The organism is Roseateles asaccharophilus (assembly GCF_004362405.1).
Lineage (GTDB): Bacteria > Pseudomonadota > Gammaproteobacteria > Burkholderiales > Burkholderiaceae_C > Kinneretia > Kinneretia asaccharophila.
In genome coordinates, this window is record NZ_SNXE01000003.1 from 94093 (window position 1) to 108208 (window position 14116).

Sequence of the window (14116 nt, forward strand, 5' to 3'; positions counted from 1 at the left end):
GCCTTGCAACGGTTTTCCGGACTCCAGGAACAGGTTTCAGGAGCTCTGCACCGCCTTGCGATAGGCCGCGGGGGTCACACCTTCCAACTTCTTGAAGGCGTTGTAGAAGGTCGAGGCCGACTGGAATCCGGCGGCTTCGGCCACCTCCTCCATGGAGCGCGGCTGGGCGTCCCGCAGCAGGGCCTTGGCCGCGTCCACCCGCCACTGGCTCAGGTACTGCTTGAACGAGGTCTGGTTGTTGTCATTCAGGAGCTGCGAGAGTTTGGCCTGTGGCAGGCCCATACGCCGGGCCAGGCGCTGCAAACTCAGAGTGGGATCCCGGTACAGCGCCTCCCCCGCCATCAGGGCATCCAGCTGCATCAAATAAGTGCGGGCTTCATCCGGAGGAATTCTTTTATCTTGATAGGGTTCAATCGCGGCCTGGCCCGAATACACGCGCCAGGCGATCAGCAAACTGAAAGCCAGCACAAAAGTAAATGACAGGGCACCGACGATGTAGGAGGTATAGGTGGATGTCCAGTAGGCCACCCAGATCAGGCCCACACCAGCCCAGGCGCCCAGCAGGGGCAAGGCGCTCTGCGCATCGCTGAGTTGCGCACGCCGCCGCCACAGCACGAGGGTCGCCAGCAGCCAGTAAGCCAGCAGGCCGGCATTGACACCCGGAATGACCCAGGTCCACCAGATCCGGACATGCTGGGCATAGGGCAGCAGCAGATTCAGCGCCAGCGTCAGCGCGATCAGCAGGCCCAGATGCCAGCGGTCCAGGCGCTGCAGACCGGCGCTGGGGCCCAGCCCGGAGCGCAGCAGAAAGAACAGGCAAGGCCCGATCAGGAACCAGGCACTCAAGCCCACCTGCTGCACGGTTCTGGAGACCTCGGGCCAGAAGTGATAGGCGACCGATTTGCCGGTGCGCACACTGACCAGCCAGACCAGCAGGGCCAGCCAGCGCTGGGTCGGGCGCCCGCGCGCCCGCCACCACAGAAAACAGGCCAGGGCGATGCCGTTGAAACTGCCCAGCAGCGAAAAGAAGAACAGCAGATGTTGGCTCAAAAGATTCATAGCTCAGACGCTGTTCTTGCAAGTGGGCCGGTCACCGACGGTCGCCATCGTAGGCGCTGAATCCCCTTGAAGGCCGCCCGGGGACGAGCTTCGGCCACATCACGCCGCCGCACAGGCGGCGCCAGCCGGCCTCACTTTGGCTGAAACCCCGACATCCCCGCTTGCCAAAGGAAGAAGGCCCAGCGGTCGGCCGTGCGCAGCTGACCCTGGATGCGCGTGGAGCCCACGCCGTGGCCGGCGTCGTATTCCAGACGCATCAGCACCGGCTTGCCCCGGGGATTGGCTGCAACAAAGCGGGTGGCCGTCTTGGTGCTCATCCACACATCCACACGCGTGTCGTTCACCCCATGCTCGAACAGCAGCGCCGGGTACTTGGTGCCGGGCTTGATGTGCTCATAGGTGCTGTTGTTGCGCAGCGCGTGGAACTCCTGCTCGATCTTCACCGTGCCGTACTCGGGGATATTGCCCGCACCATTGGCCCGCGTCTCGCTGCGGATCTGGTCCAGATTGCCCACGCCGATGCCGGCCGCGGCGAAGAGATCGGGGCGCTCGGTGAGCACGCGCCCCACGAAGATGCCGCCGGCGCTGCCGCCATAAACGGCCAGCTTGGACGGCGAGGTGTAGCCCTGCTGGATCAGCCACTCAGCGGTGGCAATGCCATCGCGCCAGGTGTTGAACTTGCTGGTCTTGTGACCCGCCTTGTGCCACTCATCACCCAGGATGCCGCCACCGCGCGCATGGCAGAACACCATCACCCCGCCCTGCTCCAGCCAGGCCAGGGTGCGCAGGCTGATGCCGGGCTCCTCCACGGTGCCATAGGCGGCATAGCCATAGAGCAGGGTCGGATTGCTGCCATCGAGCTTGATGTCGCTGCGCGCAATGATGGACACCGGCACTTCCACACCGTCGTGGCTCTTCACCTTCACCTCGCGCGCCACCACGCCGGGCAGCACATCGAACTTGCCCCGGGGCGCCAGGTTCAGCGCCTTGGGCGCGCTGTCTTTGGCGGCCAGGAAATAGTGCTGGGCCGTGCGAGTCCAGCCCGAGAGCTGCAGCACCAAGCCCGGCAGCTCGGTGTCGGCATCGGCGATGGCCACATTGCCTTCAAACGGCAGCGTGATGGCTTGTGCCGCCTTTGCCGCAGCCCCCGCTTCCAGGCCATGCGGCAGTCGGTAGAGCTTCTTGGCCGCACCATCACGGCGGGTGAAGTACAGACCTTCGGGCGCGGACGCGATGGCCGTGATCACCTCCGCGCCGCCCGGCACCAGCAGCTCGGCGCGGGCCATATCGGCCTGCGGCAGGGCCAGGCGCAGCAGCTTGTAGCGCGGCGCGTCCTGGGCCGAACGCAGGTACACCCAACCCTGGTGGACGCTGACATCGCCCACCTTCGCGGACTGGTCAAACACCTTGCGCCACTTGGGCTTGCCCGCCAGCAGGTCCGCGGTGTCGCTGATGTACAGCGAGCGATAGCGACTCACCCCGTGATAGACCACGGCCAGCGCCACCGGCTGCCCGCGCAGCACCTGCACGCTGGCGCCGTCGGAACGGTCCAGGCCCAGCTCGGGATGCACGGAGGGGCCGAACACCGCCACGTCCTTGCCCGGCTCGGCCAGGCGGCGCAAATAGACGGTGTTGTCCATGAAGCGCTCGGCGCGCGGGCGCTGCTCCCAGCCCTGGGCCAGGCGCGAGTAGAAGAAGGCCGAGCCATCATCCAGCCAGCTCGCGCCACCGCCGCGAATGCGGTCGATGGGCGGCATCACCTCCTGACCGGTCTCGGTGTTGATCACATGCAGGGTACCGATCTCGGCGCCGCCGGCCGAGATGCTGTAGGCCACCAGGGCGCCATCCTTGCTATGGCTGTAAGCGCCGATGGCATGGGGCTTGCCCGTGGCCTTGGCCAGGGCCTCGGGGTCCACCAGCAGCTTCTCGGGACCGTCAAAGCCGCGACGCATATAGAGCTTGAACTGGTTATCGCTGGCCAGGCGCTTTTCATAGAACAGATTGCCCCGGGCATCGCGGCTCACGTCCGTCACATTGGCCGGCACCTCGGCATCCAGCTCCTGGATGCGCTTGAGCAGGCGCTCCCGGCCCGGAATGCGCGAGAGCACCTTCTCGGTGGCCTCGGCCTGCGCCTTCATATAGGCCTGCACGCCGGGTTCACTGAGGTTCTCCAGGCAGCGGTAGGGGTCCTCGATCTTCACCCCCCAGTAGGTATCACTCACCGGACAGGGCGTGTGCGGGGCGGGCATGTCGACACCGGCCACGGTGGCAGCTTCGGCCTTGAGCACGGTGCTCAAAGCCAGGGTCAGTGCAAGCGCAAGTGCAGGGACTGGGGTTCTCAAAGGGCTTCTCCGGTTTGGACGCGGATCATAAGGAATCGGCGCGCCCCTCACCGAAGCCGGCCGGGGCGGCAGCAGACTCGCTGCCCCTCCCGGCCCGATGTCCAAACTAGCGCGCTGCCAGCTGCTGCCGGCCACTCTGGCAGCTGGCCAGCTCAAAGGGCTGATCGCGCCACTTGGGCTCGCTGTCCGTGGCTGCGGCAGCAGCGCAGGCCTTGGCCTTCAGCAAGGCATTCAGGGCCTGGGTCTCGCGAGGCGCCAGGCGCGGCATCCGGGCGCTGAGCAGCAGCTGCATGGCCTGTTGCGGCGTAGCGGCATCGCCAAGGGGTACGGGGCCCAGCAGCGTCTGGGTCTGCCGGGCTTCGGCCAGTGCGGCCGCGGGCCGGGCACCGCCGCGGCGCTTTTTTACATAGGCCAGGCCCAGCTCCATGGCGGCGTAGCCGCGTGCCGCCGATGCCGTGAAGGGCTTGCGAAAGGCCGCGGTGTAGAGCCCCTCGACCTCGGGCCAGCGTGATCGGTCGGGACTCAGTGTGGGGCACAGGGCGGCGTCGAACTTGCTGGACAGCTCGGGGGCAAAGTCCATCCAGCAGGCGCCGCCGGCGGTCACCCGCAGCCCGGTTTCGCGCCGCAGCGTGGCGGCCGTGGCCTCGGCCACGCGCGGGCCCACGCGCCCGGTTTGCAGCACCAGATCGCCCAGCGCAAATCGCTCCGCATTGCCGGACACCATGGGAATGCCCGCTTGCTCCAGCACGGCCGGCGCGGCGCCGACCACGCAGAATCCGCCCAGCACGATGTCGACCTTGGCGGCCACCAGGGCCTTGGCCGCGAGCTCGGCCTTGGCGGCATCGCAGCCGCTGTCCATCAGCACCAGGGTGGGCGTGGGGCTGATGGGCAGGGTGTTGAGCGCCAGCAACATACCCTCATGCATCTCCTGCGCCTGGCTGGGGCTGGGCCAGCTCTGCGGCAGGATGGCGCCAATGCGCGGTGCAGAATTCTGCGCAGCGACGCTGGTCGCCCCCCAGAGCAGAGCGGTACCCATCAAGACCTGACCCCAACCGCGTTTGATCGAAAGCGCGTTGCTGTGCATGACGTATGCATCCTTCATCGGCGTGGTTCGCCGCGCGCGGACGGTATGACAAGCGCGAGCAGCCCGAGATCGGGAACTACCCGAGGTCGGGCGTAAACGCGTGCACTATTTGCATCTGCTCAAGGTGATGCGAGCGCCAAGGGCGCGGCTCCAGGTCCGCAGGCCATGCGCGCATGGAGTGTGGCCGAACGGGCTGTCAATGGCCCTGCCGCTCTCAGGCAGCACCGGCCAGCGCATCGGCCGTGGCGGCGTCGGCAGCGAACAGGTGCTCAATCCGCAGTGAGGCCAGGGTCACATCCAGCGGTGCACCAAAGCTGCTGAACATCGAGAACAGCCGCAACTCGCCGATGCGGGAGCGCAGACGCGTCAACAACAGCGGCGTCTGCACTTCGGGCGCTGGCCAACTCGGCAGCACCGCCTGCAGCTGCGCCAGCCGAGCCGCCAGAGCGGGAACCTGCGTCGCCTCACGCCGTGCGCGATGCAGGATCTCGCCGCAAACCTCCGCTTCATTGATCACGCAGCTTCGCATGCCCCCGGATCCCAGCAGCCAATCAAGCAAGTTGGCGGGTTGCTCGGGCATGGGCAAACCCAAGAGGTCCAGAAGACGTTGAACACCGGCATTGGCCATCACTAGATTCCACTCGGCATCCAAGACCAGGGCGGGTGGGCTGCCGGGCGCATGCAGCAGTTGCTGAAGCGCATCCCGGGCTGGGCCTAGCTGTGGGGCATCCAGAGCGTGCTGGCTGTAGGCAGGCGCAAGCCCTGCCGCGAGCAGCGCGGCGTTCCGTTCGGTCAAGGACGCGTCCAGGGCATCCAGCAAGGCCAGCAAAGTGCCGCGCGAGGGCCGGGAGCGACCGGTCTCGATGCAGCTCAGATGGCGTTGCGACACCCCGGCGCGCAGGCCGAGTTCCATTTGACTGACGCGACGCTGGCGACGCAAAGCGGTTAAGGGGTGCATGCCCGAAGCGTAGCTGGGACCGGTAATGACGGCGATGACCTCTGAGGTCGTTGCGTAGACGCTGGCGACAGCCAACACTGCGTCATGTCCTCAACTCTCGGAGTCATCATGCCATTGCAAAAGCCCCTTCTTGTATTGGTCACCCTGCTGTTTGGCGCCTTCTCGTTGTGGGCGCTGTTGCAGATCGGCTTCGTGGGCATTTGGCAAAGCGGCTTTGCCAACCTGGGCAGCGCACAGATCACGGTGGATCTGATCGTGGCGTGCAGCCTGCTCGTGGGCTTCATCGCCCGGGACTGCCGTGCCCAGGGCCGACGTTGGTGGCCTTGGGCCGTGCTGACGCTGGCGGCAGGCTCACTGGGGCCGCTGGCCTACCTGCTTTGGAGGCAGCGGCGATGACACGCACAGTGCTGATCAGCGCGGTGCGGCTCTTGGCTGGCGTTGTGCAACTGCTACTCTTGCTCGCCCTCGGCGCTGCGGCCCCGCCGAGCGCCGATGACGCACAGGCGCCGGCGACCGCCCGGTTGGCACCGGCCCGCGCGGGCTTCGCTCAGATCGAATAGCCCAGCAACATCGCCACGCCGGCTTCCTTGTTGGGACGCACAAAGCTGTCGCGCGTCAGGCGACTCATGGGGATGCTCAGGGCTGGCGTCTCGAACCACTTCTTGTAGAGGGTCTGGATCTCGCCGCTGGTGAATACACGGCTCAGGGTGCGATCCACCAGCTCGTTCAGACGGGTGTCCCCCTTTCGCATCATGATGCCGTAGGGCTCCACCGAGAAAGTCATGCTGGCCAGGCCCAGCGCATCCAGCGCGTTCTCCCTCGAGGCCAGACCTTGCAGCAGCGCGTCGTCCTGGGGGAAGGCGCGTGCCTTGCCTTCACGCAGGGCCTTGAACGCCTCGTTGTTGTTGGCGTATTGCACCAGCTGCATCTTGGCTTCGCCGGAGCTGTTCAGCTGATTGAACAGCTTCTCCGATGTCGTGCCCTTGCTCACGGCGATGGTCATGCCGTCCAGGTCCTTGACGGAATCCACCCGGGTGCCCTTGGCCACCAGCACCTTCATGCGGGCCACAAAAATGGTGTCGCTGAAGCTCACCTGCTCCTGACGGGCCTTGGTGTTGGTGGTGGAACCGCACTCCAGGTCGATCTCTTCCTTCAGCAGCTTGGGAATTCGTTCCGGTCCGGACACCACCACATAGTTGACCTTCAGGTCCCGCAGCTTGAGTTCCTTCTTGATTTCCTCCACCGCCGCCAGGCACAGGTCCACCGAATAGCCGGTCGGCTGCTTGGCATCGTTCAGGAAGGAGAAGGGACGGGCCGCCTCCCGGACACCCAGATTGACCGTCTTGGTATCGCGGATGCGGGACAGGGTGTCCGCCTGAGCGGCAAGTGAGACCAGGGAGGCCACCAGACCGAGGACGCCCATCGTCAGCGGGCGAATCGGGGGGCGCAGGGATGAAACGGCAGCGGGACGGGCCGCTCGGCGCAGAAAGGATGCAGGCATGGACGCTCTCTAAAACTCAACAACAGCACGGGCAAGAGCGGCTGTGGATACGCCGGATGGGCGCGGCGCAATAAGGTACATCAGCAGGCTGCTCGGCGCGAAGATCGGTGACGCGTGCACCACCGCCTTCCGTCGAATAGTGCCGATCAGAGGGGTTTTTACACGCCAGTTCTCGCCGATAGCCGCGCCTCGCCCAATCCGGCCCGAGTGGTACGCCCCACCGGCATGCCAGCCACTTGCAAGAAAACAAGCCCCGGACAGTCACCCGTCCGGGGCTTGGGTCTTGCAGTGCGGTATGGGATTACTTGCGCATCGAGCGGGGCTGAAACCTAAGGCCCGCGCTCAGCACGCCACGCGGTTGCGCCCCCCCAGCTTGGCACGGTAGAGCGCCGCGTCGGCCAAGCGCAGCAACTCGGCGGCGTCGGCCTGCTCGGGTGCGTAGCTTGCCAGGCCCAGGCTGGCGGTGACACACAGCGTCTCCGCACCAGCAAAGCGTGCGGCCTCGATGCGCTGGCGCAGCACTTCGGCCAGTTGGAGCGCGCCCTCGGCGGCGGAGCCGGGCAGGAGCACGGCGAATTCCTCACCCCCAAGGCGCCCGGGCAGATCCACCTGGCGCAGGCCCTCGCGCAGCAGCCCGCCCAGGCCCCGCAGCACCGCGTCACCCACCGCGTGTCCATGGCGGTCGTTGATGTACTTGAAGTGGTCCAGGTCCAGCATCAACACGCTCAGCGGCGAGCCGTAGCGGCGGCAGACGTTGAACTCGCGCTCCAACTCGGCCAGCAGCGCGCGCCGGTTGCGCAGCCCGGTAAGCTCGTCTTCCAGTGCCAGCCGGCGCAGCGCACTGTTGGCATGCTCCAACTCCACATCGCGCAGGCGCAGCTCCATCAAAGCCACCACCTGGCGCGCCAGCCGCGCCAGCAGCTGGCGCTGGCGCCCGTCCAACTGGCGCACCTGGGTGTCCAGCACGCACAGCACGCCCACGCAATGCCCGCTGCTGCTCACCAGGTTGGCACCGCTGTACATGCGGTAAGCGTTGGGGCCCACCGTGGGGGGCAACAGCGCGGTGCGTGCATCCTGGCGCAGGTCGGCAATGTCCAGCCCCTCGGGCTGCAGGATGGACCAAGCACAGTAGTCAAGCTGGCGCGGGTTCTGCACCACGGCGCGCCCGTGGCGGCTTTTGTACCAAACCCGGTCTTCATCCACCAAAGAGATGAAGGCATAGGGTGTGCCGCACAGCGCAGCCGCCAGTTCCGCCAGCAAGTCGAAGTCCGCATCCGCCTCCGTGTCCAGCAGCATGTAGGCGCGCAAGGCCTGTAGTCGCTCGGTCTCGTCGGCAGGCAGCGGGATGGGGGGTGGGTTCACAGGGCGAGCCTCCGCGACAGACGCATCGGTGTTCAGCTCGAGAGTGGCAGCGGGTAGGAAATCCAACCGCATGGGCACGAGTATGGCACGGGGTTCGTGCTTAAAAAAAGTCTGCGCACTGAGGCCTGTTTGGCGCTCGGAGGGGGGCTTTGCTCGTACTTTGTCGGCATGAACTGATCCGCATTGAAAAAATCGAGACACGCTGAGCGTTAGTCTTTCGGCGATTCGGCCCCGGGCAATGGGCACAGGAGAAGTCGTAAGACGGAGTCGTTTTCGGTGGAGCAGATCGTGGCGATGCTCAAGCAGGTCGAGCTCGGCATGGTTGTGGGGACGCGTGCCGCAAGATGGGCATCAGCGAGCAGACGTTCTATCGCTGGAGTAAGCAGTACGGCAGTCTGAAGCCCGATCAGGCGCGCGAACTCAAGCGGTTGCAGAAAGAGAACGCGAGGCTCAAGAAGCTCGTGGCGGATCTGAGCCTGGACAAGGCAATCCTTCAGGACATCGCCGCAAAAGATGGTCCGGCCCGCGCTGAGGGTGCAGGCCCTGGACTATGTCCGGGGCATCTACGGCATCAGTCTGCATCGGGCCTGCCAACTGGTTCAGGTATCGCGAAGCACGCCCTACTACGAACGCCGCAAGGATCCCCGGCCGGAGTTGCGACTACGCATGCGGGAGTTGGCCCATACGCGCGTGCGCTGGGGCTGCAGGCGGCTGCACGTGCTGTTGAGCCGCGAGGGCTGGGCAAGCCCACGGACAACAGCTTCGTCGAGACGTTCAACGGCTCGCTTCGGGACGAGTGTTTGAACGTCAACTGGTTCGCCTCGCTGGCTGAAGCGCAGGGGCTTCAAGAGGCTTGGCGCCAGGACTACAACGAGAGTCGGCCTCACAGTGCTCTCAGTGAACTGACGCCGGCCGAATATGCCCGTAGGATCAAGGAGATGGGGCCTGCCTACTGGCCCCGAAACCGGCCGGAACTAGCGCCTCGGGTGGCTCGAAGAATCCAAGCGGATCAACGGGAGCCATCTTCCTAGAAATCAATGTCTCGGAGAAACCGGGCAGGTCACGCCCTCGCCGGCGCCGATGAGCGCAATCAGCGACCAGTGGGCTTACCAAGGCAGGCGGCGCGCTGCGCCGATGTGCCAGAGATCGTCAAAGGCGGTACCGACCGTGTGCCGCAACCCAATGCTCAGTGGATTCATGCACGGCAGTTTAGGCAAGCGGCGCCCCTGATCGGGTCGGCTTGCGACCGGCGGTTTCAAACCAGCACGAATCGACGAGCGGAGGCGTCGAGGGCGCGCAGGGCGGATAGGAAATCCAACCGCATGAGCACAAGTATTGCAGACGCCTGAGGCGTCCCAAGTCCGCGCAATGAGGCCTGCTCGGGTGCTGGCAACGGGCCAGTCGCCCAAAACTTGCCGGCATGCCCCGTTTGGGGGTGGTGCCAGACACAGCCCCACCCCTCATCCATCCATGCAGGGCTTCAGCGGCCCCAGGCTCAGCACCTCCACCCGACCGGGGCGGCTGCCATCGCCGCCCGTGTCGACGCGGTAGATCTCGAAGTCGGTGAAGCGCACGCGGGCCGTGCGGGTCTTGCAAGCAAGCTCACCGGGCCGCGCGCGGGGTGGCTTGAAGAGCTGAGCCTGCGCCTGCGAAAGCTGCACGAGAAAGTAGAGGTAGTTGTTGACCAGCACGGAGGTACCGCCATCCTCTCGGTAGAGCTGGCGTGCCGAGAACGAGGCCCCATCGTCGCTCAACATCACCTGCCCTTCGAGCTCGAGCTGACCGCGCAGGAACACCCAGCCCTCGATGTACGAGCCATCGGCGTCATAGCGATCAAGGTCCAACACGTCCACGCCCGGCCGCAGCGGGCTGCTTTTGCCAAAGCCGCGGTTGCGGCGCATTTGGCAGGCAGCTTCCACCCGCAGCGTGCCGGGCAGTTGGGCGAGAACCCGGCTCAGGCTGGGGCCGCAATAGCAAGACGCGCGAACGCTCGTTTCCCGCTCGATGCGGCGCACATGGGCTTGGCAGGAGTCGGAGGCCCAGACACTTTGAGACAGGCAGAGCAGCAGCAGGAACAGAACTTTCATCCACATGAGGCGAAGTATTGCAGTGAACGCCTCTGAGCAAGGTCTTCTCGCGCTGCTGTTGCGCCCAACCTTCCGCGCAGCATCAGCCGATGGGTAAGGCCTGATTTGATGTCTCGCGAAAGACGCAGAAAAAAACCCCGGACGGTTTCCCATCCGGGGCTTTGTTCTGCAGTTCAGCGCTGACGCAGATTACTTGCGCGCCGGCGGCACATCCGTGCAAGAGCCATGCGCCACTTCCGCCGCCATGCCGATGCTCTCGCCCAGCGTGGGGTGCGGGTGGATGGTCTTGCCGATGTCCACGGCGTCGGCGCCCATCTCGATGGCCAGGGCGATCTCGCCGATCATGTCGCCAGCGTGGGTGCCCACGATGCCGCCGCCCAAGATCTTGCCGTGGCCATGGGCCTCGGGGCTGTCGTCGAAGAGCAGCTTAGTGAAGCCTTCGTCGCGGCCGTTGGCAATCGCGCGGCCCGAAGCGGCCCAGGGGAACAGGCCCTTCTTGACCTTGATGCCTTGGGCCTTGGCCTGCTCCTCGGTCAGGCCCACCCAGGCCACCTCGGGGTCGGTGTAGGCCACGCTCGGGATCACGCGGGCGTTGAAGGCGGCGGAGGCCAGCTCCTTATTGCCCTGCAGCTCACCGGCAATGACCTCGGCCGCCACATGAGCCTCATGCACCGCCTTGTGCGCCAGCATGGGCTGGCCCACGATGTCGCCGATGGCGAAGATGTGCGGCACACTGGTGCGCATCTGGATGTCGACGTTGATGAAGCCGCGGTCCGTCACGGCCACACCGGCCTTGTCAGCGGCGAGCTTCTTGCCATTGGGCGTGCGGCCCACGGCTTGCAGCACCAGGTCGTAGACGCCTTCGCTCTTGGTCCCGTCCAGGCCCTCGAACTGCACCTTGATGCCCTCGGCCGTGGCCTCGGCACCCACCGTCTTGGTCTTCAACATGATCTTGTCGAAGCGGTGCTTGTTCATCTTCTCCCAGACCTTGACCAGGTCGCGGTCGGCGCCCTGCATCAGGCCGTCCATCATCTCCACCACGTCCAGGCGGGCGCCCAGGGTGCTGTAGACGGTGCCCATCTCCAGGCCGATGATGCCGCCGCCGACGATGAGCATCTTCTTGGGCACCTCTTTCAGCGCCAGGGCGCCGGTGCTGTCGACGATGCGATCGTCCTGCGGGAAGAAAGGCAGACGCACCGCCTGCGAACCCGCGGCGATGATGGCGCGCTTGAAGGCCAGCACCGTCTTGCTGCCGGTCTTGTCCTGGCCGCTGCCGCTGGTTTCTTCCACCTCGAGGTGGTTGGCACCGACAAAGCTGCCGTAGCCGCGCACCACCGTCACCTTGCGCATCTTGGCCATCTGGGCCAGACCGCCGGTGAGCTTGCCAATGACCTTTTCCTTGTGGCCGCGCAGCTTGTCCACATTGACGCTGGGCGCGCCGAAGTCCACGCCCAGATCGGCCATGTGCGAGACCTCATCCATGACCGCCGCCACATGCAGCAGGGCCTTGGACGGGATGCAACCCACGTTCAGGCAGACACCGCCCAGGGTGGCATAGCGCTCGACCAGCACGACCTTGAGCCCAAGGTCGGCGGCACGGAAGGCGGCCGAGTAGCCGCCCGGGCCACCACCCAGAACCAGCACGTCGTACTCCGCATCGGCGCTGCCGCCGTAGCTGGCGGCTTGCGGCGCGGGCACGGCGGCTGCGACGGCAGCTGCAGGGCTTGCGGGGGCGGCGGCCGGGGCCGGCGCTGACGCTGCGGCTTGAGCAGCTTCAGCGGCTTCCAGACTCAGCACCACGCTGCCCTGGTTCACCACATCGCCCACCTTGAGCTTGAGCTCCTTGACCACGCCGGCGTGGCTGGAGGGAATCTCCATGGAGGCCTTGTCGCTCTCCACCGTGATCAGGCTCTGGTCCACCTTGACGGTGTCGCCCACCTTGACCAGCAGCTCGATCACCGCCACGTCCTTGAAGTCGCCGATGTCCGGGACCTTCACTTCGATGATTGCCATGACTGGGTTCTCCTTACAGGGCAATCCGACGGAAGTCGGCCAAGAGCGAGGCGAAGTAGACGTTGAAGCGCGCGGCGGCGGCGCCGTCAATCACGCGGTGGTCCCAGCTCAGGGACAGCGGCAGGATCAGGCGCGGCTGGAAGGCCTTGCCATCCCACACCGGCTCGATGCTGCTCTTGCACACGCCCATGATGGCGACTTCCGGCGCATTGATGATGGGCGTGAAGTACTTGCCGCCGATGCCGCCCAGGGACGAGATCGAGAAGCAGCCGCCGCTCATCTCGGCCGGGCCCAGCTTGCCGTCGCGTGCCTTCTTGGCCAGCTCGCTCATCTCCTGGCTGATCTGGAAGATGCCCTTCTTGTCGGCATCCTTGATCACCGGCACCACCAGGCCATTGGGCGTGTCCGCCGCAAAGCCGATGTGGAAGTACTGCTTGAGCACCAGGCTGCCATCCACATCCAGGGAGGCATTGAACTCGGGGAACTTCTTGAGCGCGGCCACGGCGGCCTTGATCATGAAGGCCAGCATGGTGACCTTGATGCCGCTCTTCTCGTTCTCCTTGTTGAGCTGCACGCGGAAGGCTTCCAGCTCGGTGATGTCCGCATCGTCGTGGTTGGTGACGTGGGGAATCGTGACCCAGTTGCGGTGCAGATTGGCGCCCGAGATCTTCTTGATGCGGCCCAGCTCCTTGCGCTCCACCGGACCGAACTTCTCGTAGTCCACCTTGGGCCAGGGCAGCAGGCCCGGGAAGGCACCGGCGCCAGCGGCCGCCGCGCCCGCCGGGGCCGCGGCCTTCTGCGCGCTGGTCTGCAGGGCGCCGCTCATCACGGCCTTCACAAAGCCCTGGACATCGCTCTCCACGATGCGGCCCTTGGGGCCCGATCCCTTGACCTCGTCCAGCGGCACGCCCAGCTCGCGCGCCAGCTTGCGAATGCTGGGCGAGGCATGGGGCAGCTTGCCCTTGGGCGCGCTGGGATCATGGGCCGGCACGGCGGCGGCCACCGGCGCTGCAACTGCAACCGCCACGGCCGCCACAGCCGCAGCAGCCGGCGCAGCGGCAGCCGGCGCCGCCACGGGAGCCGCCGGTGCAGGCGCGGCGGCGCCACCAGCCACTTCCACCACGGCAATCAGCGTGCCCTTGGCCACCTTGTCGCCCAGCTTGACCTTGAGCTCCTTCAGCACACCGGCATGGCTGGAGGGGATCTCCATGGAGGCCTTGTCGCTCTCCACCGTGATCAGGCTCTGCTCCACCTTGATGGTGTCACCGACCTTGGCCAGCAGCTCGATGACCGCGACCTCGTCGAAGTCGCCGATATCCGGAACGACCACGTTCACCAAGCCCCCCGAGGCCGCGGGAGCCGCGGCTGCCGGTGCGGGTGCAGCTGCGGCGGCAGCAGGAGCGGCAGCCGGCGCGGGCGCGGGCGCGGGCGCGGGCGCGGGCGCGGCAGCGGCGTCCGACTCCAGCACCAGCAGCACGCTGCCCTCATTGACCGTATCGCCGAGCTTGACCTTCAGTTCCTTGACCACGCCAGCGTGGCTGGAGGGGATCTCCATGGAGGCCTTGTCGCTCTCCACGGTGATCAGGCTCTGCTCCGCCTTGACCGTGTCACCGGGCTTGACCAGCAGCTCGATGACGGCCACGTCCTTGACGTCCCCGATATCGGGCACTTTCACTTCAAGCAATGCCATGTTCTTGTCTCCACGTGGGC

10 protein-coding genes and 1 pseudogene are annotated in these 14116 nt (G+C 65.9%); 2 read left to right on the forward strand and 9 right to left on the reverse strand.

Features of this window, described 5'->3' with window-relative positions:
* Positions 1-36 precede the first annotated feature (36 nt).
* The 4 genes from DFR39_RS08265 to DFR39_RS08280 form a co-directional block, all read right to left on the reverse strand.
* Positions 37-1059 (reverse strand): helix-turn-helix domain-containing protein, encoded by a 1023-nt coding sequence (locus DFR39_RS08265; protein ID WP_133603091.1) that lies wholly within the window; start codon positions 1057-1059, stop codon positions 37-39.
* 131 nt (positions 1060-1190) lie between these two features.
* Entirely contained in the window at positions 1191-3401 is a 2211-nt protein-coding gene (locus tag DFR39_RS08270; protein WP_133603092.1) for a prolyl oligopeptidase family serine peptidase, read from the reverse strand.
* A gap of 106 nt (positions 3402-3507) precedes the next feature.
* The gene (locus DFR39_RS08275) at positions 3508-4485 is read right to left on the reverse strand and encodes a hypothetical protein (protein WP_133603093.1); all 978 of its coding nucleotides are present in this window, start codon (positions 4483-4485) and stop codon (positions 3508-3510) included.
* A 214-nt stretch (positions 4486-4699) separates the two neighbouring features.
* Complete coding sequence (locus tag DFR39_RS08280) at positions 4700-5521, reverse strand: helix-turn-helix domain-containing protein (RefSeq protein ID WP_133603094.1); 822 nt, start codon at positions 5519-5521, stop codon at positions 4700-4702.
* A gap of 57 nt (positions 5522-5578) precedes the next feature.
* Between DFR39_RS08280 and DFR39_RS08285 the strand changes: the two genes are divergently transcribed.
* A complete protein-coding gene (locus DFR39_RS08285) occupies positions 5579-5839 on the forward strand; it encodes a DUF2834 domain-containing protein (protein ID WP_211343832.1) in 261 nt (86 codons plus the stop codon).
* Between the two features lie 151 nt (positions 5840-5990).
* On the opposite strand, the gene DFR39_RS08290 is transcribed toward DFR39_RS08285, so the two are convergent.
* Together DFR39_RS08290 and DFR39_RS08295 are read right to left on the reverse strand one after the other, a co-directional pair.
* The gene (locus DFR39_RS08290; RefSeq protein ID WP_246030749.1) at positions 5991-6944 is read right to left on the reverse strand and encodes an amino acid ABC transporter substrate-binding protein; all 954 of its coding nucleotides are present in this window, start codon (positions 6942-6944) and stop codon (positions 5991-5993) included.
* A gap of 342 nt (positions 6945-7286) precedes the next feature.
* Positions 7287-8306, reverse strand: a complete 1020-nt coding sequence (locus DFR39_RS08295; protein ID WP_246030750.1) for a GGDEF domain-containing protein — start codon at positions 8304-8306, stop codon at positions 7287-7289.
* 294 nt (positions 8307-8600) lie between these two features.
* Between DFR39_RS08295 and DFR39_RS08300 the strand changes: the two are divergent.
* A pseudogene (locus DFR39_RS08300) lies at positions 8601-9337 on the forward strand (integrase core domain-containing protein).
* Positions 9338-9766: 429 nt separating this feature from the next.
* Here DFR39_RS08300 and DFR39_RS08305 read toward each other — a convergent pair.
* The 3 genes from DFR39_RS08305 to aceF form a co-directional block, all read right to left on the reverse strand.
* The gene (locus tag DFR39_RS08305) at positions 9767-10399 is read right to left on the reverse strand and encodes a hypothetical protein (protein ID WP_133603096.1); all 633 of its coding nucleotides are present in this window, start codon (positions 10397-10399) and stop codon (positions 9767-9769) included.
* Positions 10400-10582: 183 nt separating this feature from the next.
* Positions 10583-12406 carry a dihydrolipoyl dehydrogenase gene (lpdA, locus tag DFR39_RS08310; protein WP_133603097.1) on the reverse strand — a complete coding sequence of 608 codons (1824 nt, stop codon included), beginning with the start codon at positions 12404-12406 and terminating at the stop codon, positions 10583-10585.
* A gap of 13 nt (positions 12407-12419) precedes the next feature.
* Positions 12420-14096 carry a dihydrolipoyllysine-residue acetyltransferase gene (aceF, locus tag DFR39_RS08315; RefSeq protein ID WP_133603098.1) on the reverse strand — a complete coding sequence of 559 codons (1677 nt, stop codon included), beginning with the start codon at positions 14094-14096 and terminating at the stop codon, positions 12420-12422.
* Positions 14097-14116: the final 20 nt, after the last annotated feature.